The 21,816-nt window shown below is 71.1% G+C and carries 16 protein-coding genes and 1 riboswitch; of the genes, 10 read left to right on the plus strand and 6 right to left on the minus strand.

Annotated features, from left to right (window positions below; translation table 11 throughout):
• Positions 1-20: 20 nt before the first annotated feature.
• The gene (locus ACFV6X_RS14890; protein WP_385382751.1) at positions 21-2,018 is read left to right on the plus strand and encodes a CocE/NonD family hydrolase; all 1,998 of its coding nucleotides are present in this window, start codon (positions 21-23) and stop codon (positions 2,016-2,018) included.
• Between the two features lie 277 nt (positions 2,019-2,295).
• A riboswitch (cyclic di-AMP (ydaO/yuaA leader) is annotated at positions 2,296-2,478 on the plus strand.
• Between the two features lie 3 nt (positions 2,479-2,481).
• The gene (locus ACFV6X_RS14895; RefSeq protein WP_385382754.1) at positions 2,482-2,961 is read left to right on the plus strand and encodes a transglycosylase SLT domain-containing protein; all 480 of its coding nucleotides are present in this window, start codon (positions 2,482-2,484) and stop codon (positions 2,959-2,961) included.
• On the opposite strand, the gene ACFV6X_RS14900 is transcribed toward ACFV6X_RS14895, so the two are convergent.
• Positions 2,925-3,803, minus strand: a complete 879-nt coding sequence (locus ACFV6X_RS14900) for an HAD family hydrolase (RefSeq protein WP_385382757.1) — start codon at positions 3,801-3,803, stop codon at positions 2,925-2,927. The genes ACFV6X_RS14895 and ACFV6X_RS14900 overlap by 37 nt on opposite strands.
• Positions 3,804-3,868: 65 nt before the next feature.
• Positions 3,869-4,330 carry a carboxymuconolactone decarboxylase family protein gene (locus tag ACFV6X_RS14905; RefSeq protein ID WP_385382760.1) on the minus strand — a complete coding sequence of 154 codons (462 nt, stop codon included), beginning with the start codon at positions 4,328-4,330 and terminating at the stop codon, positions 3,869-3,871.
• A 235-nt stretch (positions 4,331-4,565) separates the two neighbouring features.
• Here ACFV6X_RS14905 and fahA point away from each other — a divergent pair, with 235 nt between their 5' ends.
• From fahA to ACFV6X_RS14945, 8 genes are all read left to right on the plus strand, one after another.
• Entirely contained in the window at positions 4,566-5,777 is a 1,212-nt protein-coding gene (gene fahA / locus ACFV6X_RS14910) for a fumarylacetoacetase (RefSeq protein ID WP_385382763.1), read from the plus strand.
• Positions 5,778-6,043: 266 nt separating this feature from the next.
• A complete protein-coding gene (locus ACFV6X_RS14915; RefSeq protein ID WP_385382766.1) occupies positions 6,044-6,982 on the plus strand; it encodes a M56 family metallopeptidase in 939 nt (312 codons plus the stop codon).
• 164 nt (positions 6,983-7,146) lie between these two features.
• Positions 7,147-7,935, plus strand: coding sequence for a GntR family transcriptional regulator (locus tag ACFV6X_RS14920; protein ID WP_385382769.1), 789 nt, complete (start codon positions 7,147-7,149; stop codon positions 7,933-7,935).
• A gap of 39 nt (positions 7,936-7,974) precedes the next feature.
• A complete protein-coding gene (locus tag ACFV6X_RS14925) occupies positions 7,975-8,202 on the plus strand; it encodes a ferredoxin family protein (RefSeq protein WP_385382772.1) in 228 nt (75 codons plus the stop codon).
• Positions 8,203-8,216: 14 nt separating this feature from the next.
• Positions 8,217-9,560: an ABC transporter substrate-binding protein gene (locus tag ACFV6X_RS14930; RefSeq protein ID WP_385382775.1), complete on the plus strand. Its 1,344-nt coding sequence runs from the start codon at positions 8,217-8,219 to the stop codon at positions 9,558-9,560.
• Positions 9,557-10,432 carry an ABC transporter permease gene (locus tag ACFV6X_RS14935; RefSeq protein ID WP_385382778.1) on the plus strand — a complete coding sequence of 292 codons (876 nt, stop codon included), beginning with the start codon at positions 9,557-9,559 and terminating at the stop codon, positions 10,430-10,432. The genes ACFV6X_RS14930 and ACFV6X_RS14935 overlap by 4 nt, the downstream gene beginning before the upstream one ends.
• Positions 10,416-11,213: an ABC transporter ATP-binding protein gene (locus tag ACFV6X_RS14940; RefSeq protein ID WP_385382780.1), complete on the plus strand. Its 798-nt coding sequence runs from the start codon at positions 10,416-10,418 to the stop codon at positions 11,211-11,213. The genes ACFV6X_RS14935 and ACFV6X_RS14940 overlap by 17 nt, the downstream gene beginning before the upstream one ends.
• A gap of 32 nt (positions 11,214-11,245) precedes the next feature.
• Positions 11,246-14,344, plus strand: coding sequence for a fumarate reductase/succinate dehydrogenase flavoprotein subunit (locus ACFV6X_RS14945; RefSeq protein WP_385383072.1), 3,099 nt, complete (start codon positions 11,246-11,248; stop codon positions 14,342-14,344).
• 88 nt (positions 14,345-14,432) lie between these two features.
• On the opposite strand, the gene recQ is transcribed toward ACFV6X_RS14945, so the two are convergent.
• From recQ to nuoL, 4 genes are all read right to left on the minus strand, one after another.
• On the minus strand, positions 14,433-16,415 hold the full coding sequence (gene recQ, locus ACFV6X_RS14950; RefSeq protein ID WP_385382783.1) for a DNA helicase RecQ: 1,983 nt from the start codon (positions 16,413-16,415) through the stop codon (positions 14,433-14,435).
• 201 nt (positions 16,416-16,616) lie between these two features.
• A complete protein-coding gene (nuoN, locus tag ACFV6X_RS14955; RefSeq protein WP_385382786.1) occupies positions 16,617-18,266 on the minus strand; it encodes an NADH-quinone oxidoreductase subunit NuoN in 1,650 nt (549 codons plus the stop codon).
• Positions 18,263-19,834, minus strand: a complete 1,572-nt coding sequence (locus ACFV6X_RS14960; protein ID WP_385382789.1) for an NADH-quinone oxidoreductase subunit M — start codon at positions 19,832-19,834, stop codon at positions 18,263-18,265. The genes nuoN and ACFV6X_RS14960 overlap by 4 nt, the downstream gene beginning before the upstream one ends.
• A 5-nt stretch (positions 19,835-19,839) precedes the next feature.
• On the minus strand, positions 19,840-21,804 hold the full coding sequence (gene nuoL / locus ACFV6X_RS14965; RefSeq protein WP_385382792.1) for an NADH-quinone oxidoreductase subunit L: 1,965 nt from the start codon (positions 21,802-21,804) through the stop codon (positions 19,840-19,842).
• Between the last annotated feature and the right edge of the window lie 12 nt (positions 21,805-21,816).

Below are 21,816 nucleotides of genomic sequence, written 5' to 3' on the forward strand. Positions count from 1 at the left end.
CCGTACCTGGGGTCACGCTCATGCACATCCGTACGTCCTTCCCCTACGAGACGACTCACGAGGACCTCCGTATCCCGCTGCCCGACGGAAGCCGGTTGTACGCGCGCGTATGGCGCCCGATCACCGACGAGCCCGTACCGGCCCTTCTGGAGTACCTCCCGTACCGCCTCACCGACTGGACCGCGCCCCGCGACCACCAGCGTCACCCCTGGTACGCCGGCCACGGCTACGCCTCCGTCCGCGTCGACGTGCGCGGGCACGGCAACAGCGAGGGCATGCCGACGGACGAGTACTCGGCGACGGAGCTGGCGGACGGTGTCGAGGTGGTGCACTGGCTGGCCGCGCAAGCGTGGTGCGACGGCAAGGTGGGCATGTTCGGCATCTCCTGGGGCGGCTTCAACTCCCTCCGGATCGCGGCGCTCGCTCCCGAACCGCTCAAGGCGATCGTCACCGTCTGCTCCCCGGGCGACCGTTACGACAACGACGCGCACCACATGGGAGGTTCCGTTCTCGCGGTGGACATGCACGCGTGGGCGGCGACCATGCTCGCCTTCGTCTGCCGCCCGCCCGATCCGCGGTACGTCGGCGACGCCTGGCGGGACATGTGGCTGCGGCGCCTCGAAGAGGTCGAGCCCTTCGTCCACACCTGGCTCGACCACCAGGTGCGCGACCACCACCGGCGGCACGACCGCGTCCGCGAGGACCACGGCGCCGTCGACGCCGCCGTGCTCGCGGTGGGCGGCTGGCACGACCCGTACCGCGACACCGTGCTCCGTCTGGTCGAGCACCTCCCGTCCGACCGCGTCCGCGGCCTGATCGGGCCCTGGTCGCACCACTACCCCGACCGCGCCTTGCCGCCCGGCCCGGCGATCGGCTTCCTCCAGGAGACCCTGCGCTGGTGGGACCACTGGCTGAAGGGCAGGGACACCGGCGTGATGTCCGAGCCCCTGTTGCGCTCGTACGTCATGGACGCGCATCCCCCGGCGACGGGGTACGAGACGCTGCCCGGCCGCTGGGTCGGTGAGCCCGCCTGGCCCTCACCCCACGTGACGACGGCCACGTACGCCCTCCGGGGCGAGCCCGTACTCGTCCGGTCACCCCAGCACACGGGCGTCGACGCGGGGCGCTTCCTCCCGATCGGCAACGAGGCCGACCTGCCGCCGGACCAACGGGAGGAGGACGCGCGCGGGGCGAGCTTCGAGTTCGCGGTGCCGGAGGAGACGTGGGTGCTGGGGCGGCCGCGGGTGCGACTGCGGCTGGCTTCGGAGGTGCCGAGCGGGCAGGTGGTCGCGCGCGTCTGCGACGTGGCGCCGGACAGCTCTTCGACGCTGGTGACGCGGGGGGTGATGGACCTCTCCGCGCGCGAGGGACGCGACCGGGTCGTGCCGTGGACCCCGGGGGCCACCGAGGACGTCACCTTCGAGCTCAGCGGCATCGGGTACGCCTTCCCGCCCGGCCACCGCATCCGCCTCTCGCTCGCCTCCGCGTACTGGCCCTGGATCTGGCCCCAGCCGGACTCCGCGGCCGGCTTCACCCTGGACCCGTCCGGCAGCGCTCTCGAACTGCCGGTACGCGCGTGTGCGACGGTCCCGCCGCTCACCTTGGAGGAGCCGGAGCAGTCCGAACCGCTCGGCGTCGCCCACCCGGCCACCCTCGACGAACCGCGCCCCGGGCGACTGGTCGTGCGCGACGTCGCCAAGGGCGAGTGGCGGCTGGAGGTCGACCAACCACGCCACGGCGGCACGCGCGTGTACCCGGACGGGCTGGAGCTCACCGAGGAGGCGCTGGAGGCGTACGCCATCCGCGAGGACGATCCGCTGTCCGCCCGCGCCCGCTCGGACTGGACGATCCGGCTGCACCGCCCGGAGCTCGCCTGGGACACCACGATCCGTACGCAGTCGGAGATCGCCTGCACCGCAGAGGACTTTTTGGCCTCAAATGAGGTGATTTGCACCTCCGGTGCCGAGGTGGTCTTCCACCGCACCTGGGAGAAGCGCATTCCACGGGCCGCCAGTTAACTAGGACTTGGGCTTATTGCCCGATTTGCCATCCTTCTGCACGCACGTGAGTTGGCTCACTCGCACCCCTTCACGAGTCCCTTGCATGGACGCGACGATCCGCCTTGACGCATGGCCGAGTTGACTCTTTTCGACCGCAAAGGATCAAGGGCGGCAAACAGGCGATTCGAAGATCAAATACCGCGATATGTGAAACCACCACTTGTTTCGGACATGTGCTCTCGCATACGTTCCCGGCCTGTCGGGCGGAACGCCGAATCCTGCCGCCGCCCGCGCCACCCATGACGGACTCACTCACCGCACGGCAGGAGCGGGGGACCCAGGTAAGCCGCCGGACCGGACGCCGCACACCACGGCACACCGGAACGGCTCGGGGTGAAGTCGCACTCGCAAGAGGGCGGCCGGGCACCTCCCAACCCGAACCCGACAGCTCACCTCGCAGGCACCGGAGAGGACAGTCCCCATGACTGCAAACGGTCAGCAGAGCCGTACCAGTACTGCCCGCATCGCTCGCAAGCTCGCCGTCGCCGGCACCGGCGCCGCCCTGCTCGCCCTGCCGCTCATCGGCGCGACCACCGCGTCCGCCGCCACGCCCACGGCCGTCAGCTCCGTCACGGCGTACCCGAACAACCTCGACGGCTGGATCCGCCAGTCGCTCGACATCATGGCGCAGCAGGGGATCCCGGGCTCGTACAACGGCATCCACCGCAACATCATGCGCGAGTCGTCCGGCAACCCGAACGCCATCAACAACTGGGACTCCAACGCCGCCAAGGGCACCCCGTCGAAGGGCCTGCTCCAGGTCATCGACCCCACCTTCGCGGCCTACCACGTGACCGGCACGGCGTACGACCCGTACGACCCGGTCGCCAACATCACCGCCGCCTGCAACTACGCGGCCGACCGCTACGGCTCGATCGACAACGTCTTCGGCGCGTACTGAGTCCTGGCCAGCAACCGTTCGAGGACGACGGCGATGCCGTCGTCCTCGTTCGACAGGGTGATCTCGTCGGCCACCGCCTTGAGCTCGGGGTGGGCGTTGGCCATGGCGACGCCGTGCGCGGCCCAGTCGAACATGGGGATGTCGTTGGGCATGTCCCCGAAGGCGATGGTCTGTTCCGGACTCACGCCCAGATGCCGTGCCGCCAGCGCCAGCCCCGTCGCCTTGGTGACGCCGCACGGCTGAAGCTCGACCGTCCCGGGCCCCGACATGGTGACGGTCGCGAGCGAGCCGACCACCATGCGGGCCACCGCCGCCAACTCGTCGTCGGACAGCGTCGGATGGCGCAGCAGCACCTTGCTGATCGGCGCGCACCACAGGTCGTCGCGGCGATCGATGCGCACCGCGGGCAACGTGGGGTGCGGCATCAGATACCCCGGCTCGATGAGGGTGAGCCCGTCGACGCCGTCCTGGTCGACGGCCGCGTACACCTGGCCGACCTCGGCCTCGATCTTGCCGAGCGCGGTCTCCGCGAGTTCCCGGTCCAGCGTGACGGACCACAGCAGACGGTCCGCGCCGGCGTCGTACAACTGCGCGCCCTGCCCGCACACCGCGAGCCCCCCGCCGCCCAGGACCTCCAGCAGTGGTCGCACCCGCGGCGCCGGCCGTCCGGTCACCACCAGATGCCGGGCACCGGCCGCCGAGACCCGCGCGAGCGCGGCGAGCGAACGGTCGGAGACCGTGTCGTCGCCGCGGAGCAGCGTTCCGTCCAGGTCGGTGGCGATGAGGGCGTAGTCGGTGCGCGCGTACTCGGTGCGCGCGGCATATGCGGTGGGTGCGGCCATGATCAGAGAATACGGACACCGCACCCTCACCGTTCATTCCCAACTACCTTCCCACTGTCTGCTTTTCACCCCCACGTGGTGCCTGCCGGCTCCTTGATCGTGGCGTTGACGCGGTTGAACATGTTCGTCAGCGCGACGGTCAGGATCAGCGCCGACACTTCCTTCTCGTCGAAGTGGTCGGCGACCTCGTCCCACAACGCGTCCGGAACCGGCTCCTCCGAGCGGTCCGCGAGCCGCGTCACCGTCTCCGCGAGGGTCAGCGCGGCGCGCACGGCGTCGCTGTGGAAGGGCGCGTGCCGCAAGGCGGCGATAGAGGCGACGCGCTCCTCACTCACGCCCGCTTTGCGCAGATTGTTCACATGTCCGTGGACGCAGGCGGCGCAGCCGTTGATCTGACTGACCCGCAGCCCGACGAGCTCCGCGACCTCCTGGTCCAGCCCGCTCTCCCCGATGGCCTGGAAGAGGGCCCCGATGCCCTTCAGCGCGCCCGGGAGGACGTACGCCGGGTTCGCCATCCGTGCCTGCATGATGCCGCCTCCTGTTGTCAGTGGCCGGTGCGATGCTTGCTTTCACCGCACTGACGGATCGGGGGCGGTCGTTGTGACGGATCGACGGGACGAGTTTCCGAAGCGTCGACGCGATAGACCTTTCGGGATATTCAGGACCTTCCGCGCTTATCGGACACTGCCCAAGACAGGTGCCGCAGCCGTAACGTGATCCGCGACCGCATGGACCGCGCGTACGAAAGTGAGGCAGCACCTCATGCCCCCCTTCGATGTCCCCGAGGGCGACCCCTTCGGTCCGCACAACCTTCCGTACGGCGTGTTCTCACCCGCCGGGTCCGCCGAACGGACGGTGGGTGTCCGCCTCGGCGACCACGTCCTCGACGCCGGCGCGGCCGCACTGGCGCTCGGCTCCCCGTACGCCGAGCTGCTGGCCCGCCCGACCCTCAACCCGCTGCTCGCCGCGGGCCGCACGACCTGGTCGGACGTCCGGCGCGCGCTGACCGCCTGGGTCACCGTGCCGTCCCACCGCGAGTCCCTCGCGCCCCTGATGCACCCCCTGGCCTCGGTGACCCTGCACCTCCCCTTCGAGGTCGCGGACTACGTCGACTTCTACGCCTCCGAGAACCACGCCCGGAACGTCGGCCAGATCTTCCGCCCCGACGCGGCGGACTCCCTCACGCCCAACTGGAAGCATCTGCCGATCGGTTACCACGGCCGCTCCGGCACGGTCGTCGTCTCCGGCACCGACGTAATCCGCCCCTCCGGCCAGCGCAAGGCCCCGGCCGACGCCGCGCCGGTCTTCGGTTCGTCCGTCCGACTGGACATCGAGGCCGAGGTCGGCTTCGTGGTCGGCGTCCCCTCGGCGATGGGCACGCCCGTGCCGCTGTCCGGCTTCCGCGATCACGTGTTCGGCCTGTGCCTGCTCAACGACTGGTCCGCCCGCGACATCCAGGCCTGGGAGTACGTCCCACTCGGCCCGTTCCTCGGCAAGTCCTTCGCCACCTCGGTGTCGGCGTGGATCACCCCGCTGGACGCGCTGGACGAGGCAAGGGTGGCCCCGCCCGGGCGGACCCACCCCCTGCTGCCGTACCTGGACGACACCGAGGAGGAGCCCGGCGGCTACGACCTGCGCATCTCCGTCGCCCTCAACGGTCATGTCGTCGCGGAGCCCCCGTTCTCCACCATGTACTGGACCGCGGCCCAGCAACTCGCCCACATGACCGTCAACGGCGCCTCCCTGCGCACCGGCGACCTGTACGGCTCGGGCACGGTGAGCGGCCCGGGCGAGGGCGAACGCGGTTCACTCCTGGAGCTGACCTGGAACGGCCGCGACGCCCTCGAACTGCCCGACGGCAAGCGGACGTTCCTGGAGGACGGCGACGTCGTGACGATGACGGCCTGGGCTCCGGGCGCGGGCGGCGTGCGCGTGGGGCTCGGCGAGGTCACGGGACGCGTCGTGTCGGGGTGAGGTTTCCGCGACAGCGACGGCTTCGGCGCTGACTCCGGCCGCCCGTCACCGTCATACTGGCGGCGGTGTGCGCGGTGCGCGGCGCGGGCTCGTGTGGCGCGTGACGCGGGTGCGTGCGGCTGGGCTTGCGAGGCGTGCAGCACGTGACGCGGGCGTGAGGTCCACGGTGCGTCGGCCGCCCACACTGCGCTGAACCGCACTGCACCGCACCGACCAGCACCGACCCGAAGCCGCCCCACTCCCGACCAGGATCCGGAGCCCGTGGCATGACCGTCTGCCTGCTCCTGCTGAGCGTCGTCGCTCTGGCGGCCGCCGTACCGGCCCCTCGTACGCTGGTGCGCGCCGCCTGGCCCGAGCGGGAGCCCGTCGTCGGGCTGTGGGTGTGGCAGTGCCTGGTCGCCACCGTCCTGCTGTGCTGTCTGACCGCGCTGGTCCTGGGCGCGGCGGCGGTCTTCCAGACGGTGCGCGACCAGGTCTTCGCGCCCGCCCCGCCGCGCGTGGCCGCCGCCTACGACCTCTCGGCGGCGCCGCCCTGGGCCGCCGCGCTGACCCTGCTGCTGGCCTGCGGTGCCGCGTGGACGACGGCGATGCTCGTGCGCGAGCTGTTCGAGGCCAGGCGCCGCCGCGGCCAGGCCCGCGCACATCTGCGGGAACGCGCCCCCGACCTGCCCGCCGGTCTGCCCGCCGCCCGGGGGCCGCTGCTCGTCCTGGAGGACGAGTACCCCGACGCCTGGTGGATGCCGGGCAGCCCGCCCCAGCTGATCGTCACGACCGGGGCGCTGCACCGTCTCACCGACCGCCAGCTCGACGCCGTCCTCACCCACGAACGCGGCCACGCCCGCGCCCGTCACGACTGGCTGCTGCACCTGTCCACCGCGCTCGCCACCGGCTTCCCTCGCGTCCCCCTCTTCACCCACTTCTGCGACCAGACCCACCGCCTGGTCGAACTCTCCGCCGACGACACGGCGTCCCGCCGCTGCGGCCACCTGACCACCGCGCTGGCCCTGATCGAACTCAACCAGCACCGGGGTGTCCTCTCCTGCGCCTCCAGCCACCGCCTGCTGGGCGAACGCGTGGACCGCCTCCTGGAGCCGCCCGCCCGGCTCGACCGCAGACACCGGGCCTTGACGACGACCGCGGCGGCTCTGGTGCCGCTGCTGCCCCTGCTGATCACCTTCGCTCCCGGGCTGACGGCATTGTCGTAGCGGCACCCCCGCCCTCCCGGGAGGGTCACCCGGCTGCGGGCAGGGTGGCAGATCTTGCCGTCGCCCTCACGAAGCTCCAGCTCATCAGCGCTTCTACCACTCCGGCGACTGGCGCAACACTTCCGCAACACGCCCATCCCTACCGGATCGGTATGGTTCGAGCCATGCCACCCACCGACCGCATCCGGGACCACGTCGGCCAGGGCGCGACCACCGTCGCCGCCCACCGCGCGCGGCGCCGGCTGCGCGCCGACCGGGCCCGGCAACTGGCTGATCTGCTCCGCCACCAGCTCCTTTCCGGCGCCTTCCCCGACGGCACCCTCCCCCACGAGTCGACCCTCGCCGCCGAGTACGGCGCCACCCGCAACACCGTTCGCCAGGCACTCGACCTGCTGCGCGCCGAAGGCCTCGTGGCACGTCAACCCGGCGTCGGCACCGTGGTCGTGGCCCGTAAGTACCCCCACGGGCTGGACCGTCTGATGGGCCTCGCGGAGACCCTGCGTGAACACGGCCAAGTGACCAACGAGGTCCGCACGATGGGCCCCGCCCCGGCACCCGCGCCCGTCGCCGAGCGCCTGAAGGTCCCACCCGGCACCGACGTCCTCTACATCGAGCGTCTGCGCCGGCTGAACGGCCTTCCGCTGTCCCTCGACCTCACCTACATCCCCCTCGACATCGGTACCGGCCTGCCGGGCGCCGACCTGGAGAACACCGACGTGTTCCGCCTCCTGGAGGCCATCGCCGGCCAGCCGCTCGGCCACGCCGAGATCACCCTGGAGGCGGTCAGCGCGGACACCCACTCCGCCGCCGTACTGGAGGCCCCGCGCGGCGCTGCCGTACTGATGCTGGAACGCCTCACCCACCTGGCCGACGGCCGCCCGGTCGACCTGGAGTTCATCCGCTTCCGCGGCGACCACATCACGATGAGCGGCCTGCTGCACCGCTCCCTCTGACCCGAACCGCCCCTTCGCAGGACCTTCCTGGAGACAGCCATGCCCTTGGCGCCCCAGCGGGCCGACGTGCCCGTGACCATCGACGAGTCGAAGTGCATCGACGACTGCACCCTCTGCGTGGACATGTGCCCGCTGGACTCCCTCGCCATCGACGAGAGCAACGGCAAGGCGTACATGCACGTCGACGAGTGCTGGTACTGCGGCCCGTGCGCGGCCCGCTGCCCCACCGGAGCCGTCACGGTCAACATGCCCTATCTGCTCCGGTGAGAGGCCCGACTCCCATGAAACGCCCAGCAGTCGCGGCGTCCACCGCTCTCCTGCTCACATCACTGCCGGCCTGCGGCGGCAGCGCCGGGGCCGGTGACGGCTCGACGGTCACCGTCACCGTCGGCTACCAGTCGAAGACGGTCAACACCGTGACCGCGGGCACCCTGCTCCGCACGCTCGGCTCCTTCGAGAAACAGCTGAACGCCCTCGGCGACGGCGTCACCTACAAGGTGGACTGGCAGGACTACGCCACCGGCGCCCCGATCACCGCCCAGATGACCGCCGGGAAGATCGACATCGGCTCGATGGGCGACTTCCCGCTGCTCATCAACGCGGCCCGCGGACAGCAACTGAACCGCCCCACCCGCCTGGTCTCGGTCACCGGTTACAACCTCCGCGGCGGCCTCAACACGATCGTCACCGCCCCGGACTCCGAACTGACCTCGCTGAAGGACCTGAAGGGCAAGAAGGTCTCCACCAGCATCGGTTCCGCCGCCGACGGCACCCTCATACGGGCCCTGCAACGCGCCGGACTCGACCCCGGCAAGGATGTCGAGAAACTCAACCAGCAACCCGCCGTGGGCGCCTCCGCCCTCGCGGCGGGCAGCGCGGACGCCTTGTCGCAGTTCGTCGCCTGGCCCGGCCTGCTCGCCCACCAGGGCAAGGCGAAGGCCCTGTACGACGGCGCGCAGCTGAACCTGCCCACCTTCCACGGCGTCACCGCCCGCGAGGACTTCGCGAAGCAGCGTCCAGCCGTGCTGGAGGCGTTCCTCAAGGCCCAGGCGGAGGCGACCGAATACCTCGACGACCACCCCGTGGCCGCCGCCGAGAAGGTCGCGAAGGCCACCGGACTACCGGCCGAGGTCGTCTACCTCTACAACGGCGCGCACGGCATCGCCACCTTCGACCCGGCCGTCAAACCCCGGCTCGTCTCCGCCCTGAAGCAGGACGTGTCGCTGCTGAAGACCGCGAAGCTGACGGGCGACGTGGACGTGGACGCCTTCGTCGACGACCGGTACGTGAAGAGGGCGCTCGGAGCCTCCTACGCCGAACGCCTCACCGCCACGCCCCCACCGGCCGCCGGCGAGGTGTGGACGAAGGGCGCCGAGGAGACCAGTACCTTCACCTCCCCTACCGCGCTGCTGAGGTACGTCTCGCGGCACGGGGACGGCGTCCGCGCCGCGTACGTCCCCGACGCCACCACCGGCACGCTGTGGTTCGCCGACAAGGCGGTGTGGGTGGCCGACGGCGGCAAGCTGCTGCCCTTCGTCGCCCCGGAGACCGCGCGGGCCTACGTCGCCGGGCACGGCGGCGCGCGGGTCATCACGTACGCCGATGCCCTGGAGCGTGCCTCGTGACCCGGTACGCGCTGCGCGGCTGCTCGGTGGCAGCCGCCCTCGGTCTCTGGCAGCTGCTGACCAGCCTCGACGTGGACCTGTGGCTCCGCTTCTCGCAGTTCCCCACGGTCACCGACGTGGCCCGCGCCTTCACCGGCCGCCTGGCCGGCCCGGACTACTGGAGGGATCTCACCGACAGCCTCACCCGTATCCTCACCGGCTTCCTCCTCGCCGCTTTCCTGGGCGTGGCGACGGGCGTGCTCGTGGCCCGCTCGCGGCTCGCCGAGGACCTGCTCGGCCCGCTGCTGGAAGTCGTCCGCCCCATCCCCGCCATCGCCCTCGTCCCCGTCGCGATCCTCCTCTTCCCCTCCAACGAACAGGGCATCGTCTTCATCACCTGCGCCGCCGCCTTCTTTCCGGTCCTGGTCTCGACACGGCACGCGGTGCGCGCGCTGACCCCGGTGTGGGAGGAGGCGGTGCGCACCATGGGCGGCGGCCGGTGGCGGATCCTCGGCTCCGTCGTGCTGCCGGGTGCCCTGCCCGGCGTCTTCGGCGGCCTGTCCGTCGGCATCGGCGTGTCGTGGATCTGCGTGATCTCGGCCGAGATGATCTCCGGCCAGTACGGCGTCGGCTACCGCACCTGGCAGGACTACACGGTCGTCGACTACCCGGGCGTGTTCGTCGGCATGGTCACCATCGGCGTGCTCGGCTGGGTCACCTCCACGGCCGTGGAACTGCTGGGGCGCCGCCTCACCCGCTGGCTGCCGCGCACCTCCTACGACCCCGGGTCGCGGCCCCGTCCCGCCCGCACGGCCGTATCCGCCCCGCCTGCCCCCGCCGCCGTACTCACCGGTCCCGACCCCGAGGAGAGGCGCGATGAGCACCTCGTCTGAGACGAAGACCGCCGTCGGCCCGGCGGCCGGCGCCCCGTCGGCGGCCGTCCGCGGCACCCGGCTCGGTCTGCGCGGCGCCACGCTCGGCCGGCCCGACGCCCCCGCCCTGACCGATGTCGACCTGGACGTCACACCCGGCGAGATCCTCACGGTCGTGGGCCCCTCGGGCTGCGGCAAGTCGACCCTGCTGCGCACCCTGGCCGGACTGCTGGCCCCGCTGGCAGGCGAGATCACCGAGGGCGCGCGCCCGCTGGACGGGCCGTCGGCCGCCCGTGCCCTGGTCTTCCAGGAGGACGCCCTCCTCCCCTGGCGTACGCTGCGCGCCAACGTCGAACTGCCCCTCGCCGTCCAGGGCGTGCCGCGCGCCGCGCGGCGGGAGCAGGCCCTGGCCTGGCTGGAACGGGTCGGACTCACGGCGCAGACGGGGCAGTTGCCGCACCGCGTCTCGGGCGGCCAGCGCCAGCGCGCGCAACTTGCCCGCGCGCTGGCCGCACGCCCGCGCGCCGTCCTGATGGACGAGCCTTTCGGCGCCCTCGACGCCCAGACCCGCGCCGGGATGCAGGACCTGCTGGTCGAAGTGCTGCGCGGCACGGGAGCGACTGTCGTCTTCGTCACCCACGACGTGGACGAGGCCCTGTTCCTCGGTGACCGCGTCGCGCTCCTCGGCTCCGGCCGGCTGACCGCCGTACGCGACATCCCGAGCCCCCGCGACCGCACGGCGCACGACCATCCGGCCCGCGTGGCTCTGCGCCGCGACGTCCTCACCTCGCTCGGCACCTGAAAGGCATCCTGGTGAACACCTCCGCGCAGCCTCTGCAGATCCCGGCGCTCGCCGCGGCAGAGGCGCTGACCTGCGACGTCCTCGTCATCGGCGGTGGCACGGCCGGCACCATGGCCGCGCTCACCGCCGCCGGGCGCGGCGCGAACGTGCTGCTCCTGGAGAAGGCCCACGTCCGCCACTCCGGCGCGCTCGCCATGGGCATGGACGGCGTCAACAACGCGGTCATCCCCGGTCGCGCCGAGCCCGACGACTACGTCGCCGAGATCACCCGCGCCAACGACGGCATCGTCGACCAGGCCACCGTCCGCCAGACCGCCACCCGCGGATTCGCCATGGTGCAGCGGCTGGAGTCGTACGGCGTGAAGTTCGAGAAGGACGAGCACGGCGAGTACGCGGTCCGCCAGGTGCACCGCTCCGGCTCCTACGTACTGCCGATGCCGGAGGGCAAGGACGTCAAGAAGGTCCTGTACCGCCAGTTGCGGCGGCGGGAGATGCGGGAGCGGATCCGGATCGAGAACCGGGTGATGCCGGTGCGGGTGCTCACCGCCGGGGGCCGGGCGGTGGGCGCGGCGGGCTTCAACACCCGTACCGGGCAGTTCGTCACGGTCCGGGCGGGCGCGGTGATCCTCGCGACCGGCGCTTGCGGCCGCCTCGGCCTGCCCGCCTCCGGCTACCTCTACGGCACCTACGAGAACCCGACCAACGCCGGTGACGGCTACGCCATGGCCTACCACGCGGGCGCCGAGCTCACCGGCATCGAGTGCTTCCAGATCAACCCGCTGATCAAGGACTACAACGGGCCCGCCTGCGCCTACGTCGCCAACCCCTTCGGCGGCTACCAGGTCAACCGCCACGGCGAACGCTTCGTCGACTCCGACTACTGGTCCGGCCAGATGATGGCCGAGTTCGCGGCGGAGGTCGCGAGCGACCGGGGCCCGGTGTACCTCAAGCTGAGCCATCTCCCCGAGGAGTCGCTCTCCGCCCTGGAGTCGATCCTCCACTCGACCGAACGCCCCACGCGCAGCACCTTCCACTCCGGGCGCGGCCACGACTACCGCACCCACGACGTCGAGATGCACATCTCCGAGATCGGACTGTGCGGCGGCCACTCGGCCTCGGGCGTACGGGTCGACGACCACGCCCGCACGACCGTCCCCCGCCTGTACGCCGCCGGCGACCTCGCCTGCGTGCCACACAACTACATGATCGGCGCGTTCGTCTTCGGCGACCTGGCCGGGGCGGACGCCGCCCAGTACACGCCGTACGAGGGAGAGTTGCCGGCCGATCAGCTGCGCGAGGCGCACGAGCTGATCTACCGCCCGCTGCGCAACCCCGAGGGCCCGCCGCAGACCCAGGTCGAGTACAAGCTGCGCCGCTTCGTGAACGACTACGTGGCTCCGCCCAAGTCCGGAGCACGGCTGTCGCTGGCCCTGGAATCGTTCGAACGGATGCGGGACGACATCACCGCGATGGGTGCGCGCACCGCGCACGAGCTGATGCGCTGTGCCGAGGTCACCTTCATCCGCGACTGCGCGGAGATGGCCGCGCGCGCCTCGCTGGCCCGCACGGAGTCCCGCTGGGGCCTCTACCACGACCGTCTCGACCACCCGCGTCGTGACGACGCGTCCTGGTTCCATCACCTCGATCTGCACAAGTCCCCCTCCGGTGCGATGGAGTTCACGGCCCGTCCCGTGGCTCCCTATGTGGTTCCGGTCGAGGGCTTCGCCCCCGTCGGCGGTGCTTCCCGCCACCTCGGCGAGGTCCATGCCGAGGACGTGGCCACGGCAGGCGGGCGGGACGTGGCGCCCGTCGCGACCCGAGCCGGGACCGCCACGGCGCACTCCGCGGCCATGGACTCGGCGCCCGGCTCCGGTGGCAGCGCGTCCCGCTCCCCGGACGCCGCCGAGGAGCCCGCGGCGGCGTCCGACCCCGAGCGGTCCGCCGCCCGCCTCCTCGAACTGGTCGTCCTGTCCGAGGAACAGCCCGAACTCGACTCTCTGCGTCCGTACTTGACCGACCCCGGCTCAGCCGTCCGGCGCGAGGCCGTCACCGTCCTGACCGAGACGCTGCCCCCGGGCACCGGTCCCGCCCTCGCCGAGGCGTTGCGCGACCCCGCCGCCGAGGTGCGGGCCGCCGCCGCGGCGTCCCTGCGTGAACTGGTGGAGACGCTGCCGCCCGAACCCGCCCTGCGCGACGGTCTCGCCGCCGCGCTGGCCGAGCCCGACACGACCGTCCGGGCCGCCGCCCTGGACGTCCTGCGCGCCCTGCGCCTGGGTGACGCCGGCCTGTTCGCGAACGCCTTGTCGGACTCCGACATCGCCGTCCGAGTGGAGGCTGTCCGCGCCCTTGTGTCGGTCGACGCCGCCGGAGTGCTGGCCCGCGCGGCGACCGCCGACCCGTCCCGCGAGGTCCGCGTGACGATCGCCAAGGGGCTGGCCACCGTGGCCGCGGGCCGCCTGGCCGGCGACGCACCGTCCGGTTCCGACGCCGCCGGGAGCATCTTGGACCCCGACACGACCCTCCTGGGCTCCGTCGGGGCCTGCGTCGACTCCGACGAGGCCCACTTCGAGCCCACCGGGTCGCGCCTCAACGCCAATGCGTCCCCCTTCGACGCCGAGAAGCCCCACTTCGACGCGGACGGACCCCACCTCGACGCCGACGGGTCCCACCTCGACGCGGCCGGACCCTACCCCGACACCAATGCGTCCCACCCCGACGCCGACGAAACCCATGTCGACGCCGACAACAGGCCCCTCTTCGAGGCCAAGGCGGTCCTCTCGGCGCTCTCGGACCTCACCGACGACCCCGACGCCCTCGTGCGCGGCGCCGCCTACGAAGCGCTGGGCACCACCGGCATCCCCGCACCGCTCGCCGTCCGCGCCACGGCCGCCCTGTCCGATCCGGCCTGGCAGGTCAGGTCCGGCGCCGCGACCGCCCTGTCGGCGGCGGATCCCGACCTGGCCGTCCCAGCTCTGGCCAAGGCCTTGGCCGACCCGAACGCCGACGTCCGCAAGGCCGCCGTCCTGGCCCTCACCCGCCACCGCGCCGCAGCGGGGGCCCGCGCGGCCCTGGCCACGGCCACGACGGACTCAGACGCGGATGTCAGGGCGTATGCGGGACGGGCGCTGTGAGGCGAGCGGCTCGGGTGGGGTGACGTGGGGGCGGGGCAGGGAGGGCCCGCGCGCCCAGGAGACCGCAGCCCGCCCCCCATCCAGTCGGCTATATCCAGTCGTCCGGCTCGGGCTCCGGCTCCGCATCCGGCTCGGGCCAGTCGTCCGCGCCCTGATTCCCCGCGGGCGCCGACGCCCGTCCGGACGATCCGTCCAAGGACGCCAGCACCGCCAGCACGCCCTCCCCGTACGTCACCAGCTTTTTCTCTCCGACTCCGCTGATGCCGCCGAGCTCGTCCACCGACCTGGGCCACACGGTGGCGATCTCGCGCAGGGTGGCGTCGTGGAAGATGACGTAGGCCGGGACGCCCTGCTCACGGGCCTGCTCGGCGCGCCAGGCGCGCAGCGCCTCGAAGGCCGGCAGCAGCTCCTCGGGCAGCTCCGCCGCGGCGGACTTCGCCTTGCGCTCGCCGCGCGCGGACGACGAGGATCCCGCCCGCGAACTCTCCGGCTTCTTCGGCTCCTTGCGCAGCGGCACCTCCCGCTCCCGCCGCAGCACCCCGCCGCTGGCGTCGGTCAGCACGAGCGTGCCGTAGTCCCCCTCGACCGCGAGCAGCCCCTGGGCGAGCAACTGTCTGACCACGCCACGCCATTCGCCCTCGCTCAGCTCCTCGCCGATGCCGAACACCGAGAGCTGGTCATGGTCGAACTGGATCACCTTGCCGGTGCGCTTGCCCAGCAGGATGTCGACGATCTGCACCGCGCCGAACTTCTGCCCCCGCTCCCGCTGCAACCGCACCACCGTCGACAGCACCTTCTGCGCCGCGACGGTGCCGTCCCAGGTCTCGGGCGGCGTGAGACAGGTGTCGCAGTTGCCGCAACCGGCCGCGTCCGGGTCCTGGCCGAAGTAGGCGAGCAACTGGCCCCGGCGGCACTGTGCCGTCTCGCACAGCGCCAGCATCGCGTCCAGGTGCGCGGCCGCCCGCCGCCGGAACGCCTCGTCGCCCTCGCCGGACTGGATCAGCTTGCGCTGCTGGATGACGTCGTTGAGGCCGTAGGCCATCCAGGCCGTGGACGGCAGTCCGTCGCGCCCGGCACGGCCGGTCTCCTGGTAGTACCCCTCCACCGACTTCGGCAGGTCCAGGTGGGCCACGAACCGCACGTCCGGCTTGTCGATACCCATCCCGAAGGCGATCGTCGCCACGACGACCAGCCCGTCCTCCCGCAGGAACCGGGACTGATGCGCGGCGCGCGTACCCGCGTCCAGCCCGGCGTGGTACGGCACGGCCTCGACGCCGTTCCTGGTGAGGAACTCGGCCGTCGACTCCACCGACTTCCGCGACAGGCAGTACACGATGCCCGCGTCGCCCGCGTGCTCCTCACGCAGGAAGCTCAGCAGCTGCTTCTTGGGGTCCGCCTTCGGCACGATCCGGTACTGGATGTTGGGCCGGTCGAAGCTCGCCTCGAAGTGACGGGCCGCCGGCATGTTCAGCCGCTGGGTGATCTCCTGGTGGGTGGCCCGCGTGGCCGTCGCCGTCAGCGCGATCCGCGGCACGTCGGGCCAGCGCTCGCCGAGCAGCGACAGCGTCAGATAGTCCGGCCGGAAGTCGTGCCCCCACTGGGACACGCAGTGCGCCTCGTCGATCGCGAAGACGGAGATCTTCCCGCGCGACAGCAGATCCAGGGTGGCGCCGAGGCGCAGCCGCTCCGGCGCCAGATACAGCAGATCCAGCTCACCGGCGAGGAACTCGGCCTCCACCACCCGCCGCTCGTCGAAGTCCTGCGTGGAGTTGACGAAGCCGGCCCGCACACCCAGCGCCCGCAGCGCGTCGACCTGGTCCTGCATCAGCGCGATCAGCGGCGACACGACGATGCCCGTGCCCGGTCTGACCAGGGCCGGAATCTGGTAGCAGAGCGACTTGCCGCCACCGGTCGGCATGAGTACGACGGCGTCGCCACCGGCCACCACATGCTCGATGACCGCTTCCTGCTCCCCACGAAAGGCCTCGTACCCGAACACCTTGTGGAGCGCAGCCAACGCCTCACTCTCAGCTACCGCCGTCATGGCACCTACCCCGCCCGTCCCACCCATCGCCGCGCCCCCGTACGTCGAATCTCGACCACTGCGTCCACGATAGGCGCCCGCACCGACAGCCCCGGAGTTATCCACAGGCTTCCTCCGGCTCACTCCGTAACCGATCGAACATGCGACCACTGTGATCGGCTTCAGGCGCGCCAGGCAGCAGAACGGCCCTCCCCGATCAACGAGGAGGGCCGCCGTGGACGGGAGGCGTCAGCGCACGAACACCCCCGCACTCCCCGCCAGCTCCAGGAAGTACTGCGGCGCCACACCCAGTACCAGCGTGACCGCCACGCCCACCCCGATCGCCGTCACCGTCAGCGGCGACGGCACCGCGACCGTCGGGCCCTCCGGCTTCGGGTCGCTGAAGAACATGAGGACGATCACCCGGATGTAGAAGAACGCGGCGATCGCCGACGAGATCACGCCGATCACCACCAGCGGGGCGGCCCCGCCTTCCGCCGCCGCCTTGAACACGGCGAACTTCCCGGCGAACCCGGAGGTCAGCGGGATGCCTGCGAAGGCCAGCAGGAAGATCGCGAACACCGCAGCCACCAGTGGCGACCTGCGTCCGAGCCCCGCCCACTTGGACAGGTGCGTCGCCTCGCCGCCCGCGTCCCGCACCAGCGTCACCACCGCGAACGCCCCGATCGTCACGAACGAGTACGCGAGCAGATAGAAGAGCACGGAGGACACACCGTCCGGCGTCGTGGCGATGACACCCGCGAGGATGAATCCCGCGTGTGCGATCGACGAGTACGCCAGCAGCCGCTTGATGTCGGTCTGCGTGATCGCGACGATCGCGCCGCCCAGCATGGTGACGATCGCGACACCCCACATCACCGGCCGCCAGTCCCAGCGCAGGCCGGGCAGCACGACGTACAGGATCCGCAGCAGCGCGCCGAACGCGGCCACCTTCGTCGCCGCCGCCATGAAGCCGGTCACCGGCGTCGGCGCTCCCTGGTACACGTCCGGCGTCCACATGTGGAACGGGACCGCGCCCACCTTGAACAGCAGCCCCATCACGATCAGCGCGGTGCCGAGCAGCAGCAGCACGTCGTTGCCCATGGTGCTCGCGAGGGCGGGGGTGATGTCGGTGATGGTGCCGTCGACGACCTGCGCGATCGTGCCGTACGACATCGAGCCGGAGTAGCCGTACAGCATCGCGATCCCGAACAGCGTGAACGCGGAGGCGAACGCGCCGAGCAGGAAGTACTTGACCGCGGCCTCCTGCGACATCAGCCGCTTGCGGCGGGCCAGCGCGCACATCAGGTACAGCGGCAGCGAGAAGACCTCCAGCGCCACGAACAGCGTCAGCAGGTCGTTGGCCGCGGGGAAGAGCAGCATCCCGGAGACCGCGAAGAGCAGCAGCGGGAAGACCTCGGTGGTGGCGAAGCCCGCCTTGATCGCGGCCTTCTCGCTGTCGCTGCCGGGCACGGACGCCGCCTGCGCGGCGAAGGAGTCGACGCGGTTGCCATGTGTGGCGGGGTCGAGCCGCCGCTCGGCGAAGGTGAACAGGGCGACCAGCGCGGACAGCAGGATCGTGCCCTGCAGGAACAGCGCCGGCCCGTCGACCGCGACCGCGCCCATCGCCGCGATCTGCGCCTTCGTGGTGCCGTACCCGTCCGCCGCGAGGGCGACGACCGCCGCGAAACCGGCGGCCAGACCCACGGCGGACACGAACATCTGTACGTAGTAGCGGGACTTTCGCGGTACGAACGCCTCGACCAGCACCCCGATGATCGCCGCGCCGATCACGATCAGCATGGGCGACAGCTGGGCGTACTCGATCTTCGGCGCGTCGATCTTGGCGATCGGATCCGCCGCGGTTGTCCACAGGCTGTGGACGGCTGTTGCGCTCACTTGGCCGCCTCCACCTCGGGCCGGGGGTCCTGCTTGTGTACGTCGGACATGGTCTGCTTCACCGCCGGGTTGACGATGTCCGTGAGGGGCTTCGGGTAGACGCCCAGGAAGATCAGCAGCGCGACCAGCGGGGCGACCACCACGAGCTCACGCACCCTGAGGTCCGGCATCGCGGAGACCTCCGGCTTCACCGGGCCCGTCATCGTCCGCTGGTACAGGACGAGGGTGTAGAGCGCGGCGAGCACGATGCCGAAGGTGGCGATGATGCCGATCACCGGATAGCGCGCGAACGTGCCCACCAGGACCAGGAATTCACTGACGAAGGGTGCGAGCCCGGGCAGCGACAGGGTCGCCAGGCCGCCGATCAGGAAGGTGCCGGCGAGCACCGGGGCGACCTTCTGGACCCCGCCGTAGTCCGCGATGAGCCGCGAGCCACGCCGCGAGATCAGGAAGCCCGCCACCAGCATCAGCGCTGCCGTCGAGATGCCGTGGTTGACCATGTACAGCGTCGCGCCCGACTGGCCCTGGCTGGTCATCGCGAAGATGCCCATGATGATGAAGCCGAAGTGCGAGATCGACGCGTACGCGATCAGGCGCTTCATGTCCCGCTGGCCGACCGCCAGCAGCGCGCCGTACACGATGCTGATCAGCGCCAGTACGAGGATGGCCGGCGTCGCCCACTTCGAGGCCTCCGGGAACAGCTGGAGGCAGAAGCGGAGCATCGCGAAGGTGCCCACCTTGTCCACGACCGCCGTGATGAGCACGGCGACCGGGGCGGTGGACTCCTGCATGGCGTTGGGCAGCCAGGTGTGCAGCGGCCACAGCGGCGCCTTCACCGCGAAGGCGAAGAAGAAGCCGAGGAACAGCCAGCGTTCGGTGCTGGCCGACATCTCCAGCGAGCCGTTGGCCCGGGCCTCGGCGATCTCGGTGAGAGAGAAGTTCCCGGCGACCACGTAGAGGCCGATCACCGCGGCCAGCATGATCAGACCGCCGACCAGGTTGTAGAGCAGGAACTTCACCGCGGCGTACGACCGCTGCGTCGAGGCCACCTGCTCGCCGTGCTCGTGGGCACGGTCCCCGAAGCCTCCGATGAGGAAGTACATCGGGATGAGCATGGCCTCGAAGAAGATGTAGAAGAGGAAGACGTCGGTGGCCTCGAAGGAGAGGATCACCATCGCCTCGACGGCCAGGATCAGCGCGAAGAAGCCCTGCGTGGGCCGCCAGCGCTTGCTGCCGGTCTCCAGCGGGTCGGCGTCGTGCCAGCCCGCGAGGATGATGAACGGGATCAGCAGTGCCGTGAGCGCGATGAGCGCCACAGCGATGCCGTCCACACCCAGCTCGTAGCGGACGCCGAACTCGGCGATCCAGGCGTGCGACTCGGTGAGCTGGTAGCGGTCGCCGTCCGGGTCGAAGCGGACCAGCACCGTGATGGCGAGGACGAGCGTGGCGAGCGAGACGAGCAGCGCCAGCCACTTGGCGGCGGTGCGCCGCGCGGCCGGGACGGCGGCCGTGGCGATCGCCCCCAGCGCCGGGAGCGCCGCTGTCGCTGTCAGCAGGGGAAAGGACATCGGTATCAGACCGCCCTCATCAGCAGGGTCGCGGCGACGAGAACCGCCGCGCCGCCGAACATCGAGACCGCGTACGACCGCGCGAAGCCGCTCTGCAGCCTGCGCAGCCGACCGGACAGGCCGCCGACCGAGGCCGCCGTGCCGTTGACGACTCCGTCGACCAGGGTGTGGTCGACGTACACCAGGGACCGCGTCAGGTGCTCGCCGCCACGGACCAGGACGACGTGGTTGAAGTCGTCCTGGAGCAGGTCACGGCGGGCGGCCCGGGTGAGCAGCGACCCGCGCGGGGTGACGACCGGGACCGGGCGCCGGCCGTACTGCGCGTACGCGACCGCGACACCGATCACCATCACGGCCACCGTGGACAGCGTGACCGTCAGCGCGCTGACCGGCGGCTCCCCGTGCTCGTAGCCGGTGACCGGCTCCAGCCAGTGCACGAAGCGCTCCCCGATGCTGAAGAACCCACCCGCGAACACCGACCCGAAGGCGAGCACGATCATCGGGATCGTCATGCTCCTGGGCGACTCGTGCGGGTGGGGCTCGTCGTGGGCACCGCGTGTCTCGGCGGCGGGCTCCACGTCCGGCTCGGCCGGGGACGCCGTAGCGGTGTGCCGCCAGCGCTCCTCGCCGAAGAACGTCATCAGCATCACGCGTGTCATGTAGTACGCCGTGATGGCGGCGCCGAGCAGGGCGCAGGCGCCGAGGATCCAGCCCTCGGTGCCGCCCTTGGCGAACGCCGCCTCGATGATCTTGTCCTTGGAGAAGAAACCGGACAGGCCCGGGAAGCCGATGATCGCGAGGTAGCCGAGGCCGAAGGTGACGAAAGTGATCGGCATGTACTTGCGCAGGCCGCCGTACTTGCGCATGTCGACCTCGTCGTTCATGCCGTGCATCACCGAACCGGCGCCGAGGAACAGCCCGGCCTTGAAGAAGCCGTGCGTCACCAGGTGCATGATCGCGAAGGCGTAGCCGATGGGGCCGAGGCCGGCGGCGAGGACCATGTAGCCGATCTGCGACATGGTCGAGCCGGCCAGCGCCTTCTTGATGTCGTCCTTGGCGCAACCCACGATCGCACCGAACAGGAGCGTGACCGCTCCGACGATCGTGACGACCAGCTGGGCGTCGGGCGCGGCGTTGAACAGGGCGCCGGAGCGGACGATCAGGTACACGCCCGCCGTCACCATCGTCGCGGCGTGGATCAGGGCCGAGACCGGGGTCGGGCCCTCCATCGCGTCCCCGAGCCAGGACTGCAGCGGCACCTGGGCGGACTTGCCGCAGGCGGCGAGCAGCAGCATCAGGCCGATCGCGGTGAGCATGCCCTCGGAGGTGTCGCCCACGAGGCCAGGCTCCTCGTGGCCGCCGAGCACCGGCCCGAACGCGAACGTGCCGAAGGTCGTGAACATCAGCATGATCGCGATCGACAGGCCCATGTCGCCGACGCGGTTGACCAGGAAGGCCTTCTTCGCGGCGGTGGCGGCGCTGGGCTTGTGCTGCCAGAAACCGATCAGCAGGTAGGAGGCGAGACCGACGCCTTCCCAGCCGACGTACAGCAGGAGGTAGTTGTCGGCGAGGACGAGCAGCAGCATCGCCGCGAGGAACAGGTTCAGGTAGCCGAAGAAGCGACGGCGCCGCTCGTCGTGCTCCATGTACCCGATCGAGTACAGGTGGATCAGCGAGCCGACGCCCGTGATCAGCAGGACGAACGTCATCGACAGCTGGTCGAGCTGGAAGGCGACGTCGGCCTGGAAGCCTTCGACGGGGATCCAGCTGAACAGGTGCTGTGTCAGCGTCCGTTCTTCCGCGCCCTTGCCCAGCAGGTCGGCGAAGAGGACCGCGCCGAGGGCGAAGGAGACGAACGCGAGGACCGTGCCGATCCAGTGGCCGACGGCGTCGAGCCGCCGGCCGCCGCACAACAGGACGGCCGCTCCGAGCAGGGGCGCCGCAATCAGCAGCGCAATCAGGTTCTCCACTTCAGCGACCCC

This window comes from Streptomyces sp. NPDC059861 (genome assembly GCF_042731435.1).
GTDB lineage: Bacteria > Actinomycetota > Actinomycetes > Streptomycetales > Streptomycetaceae > Streptomyces.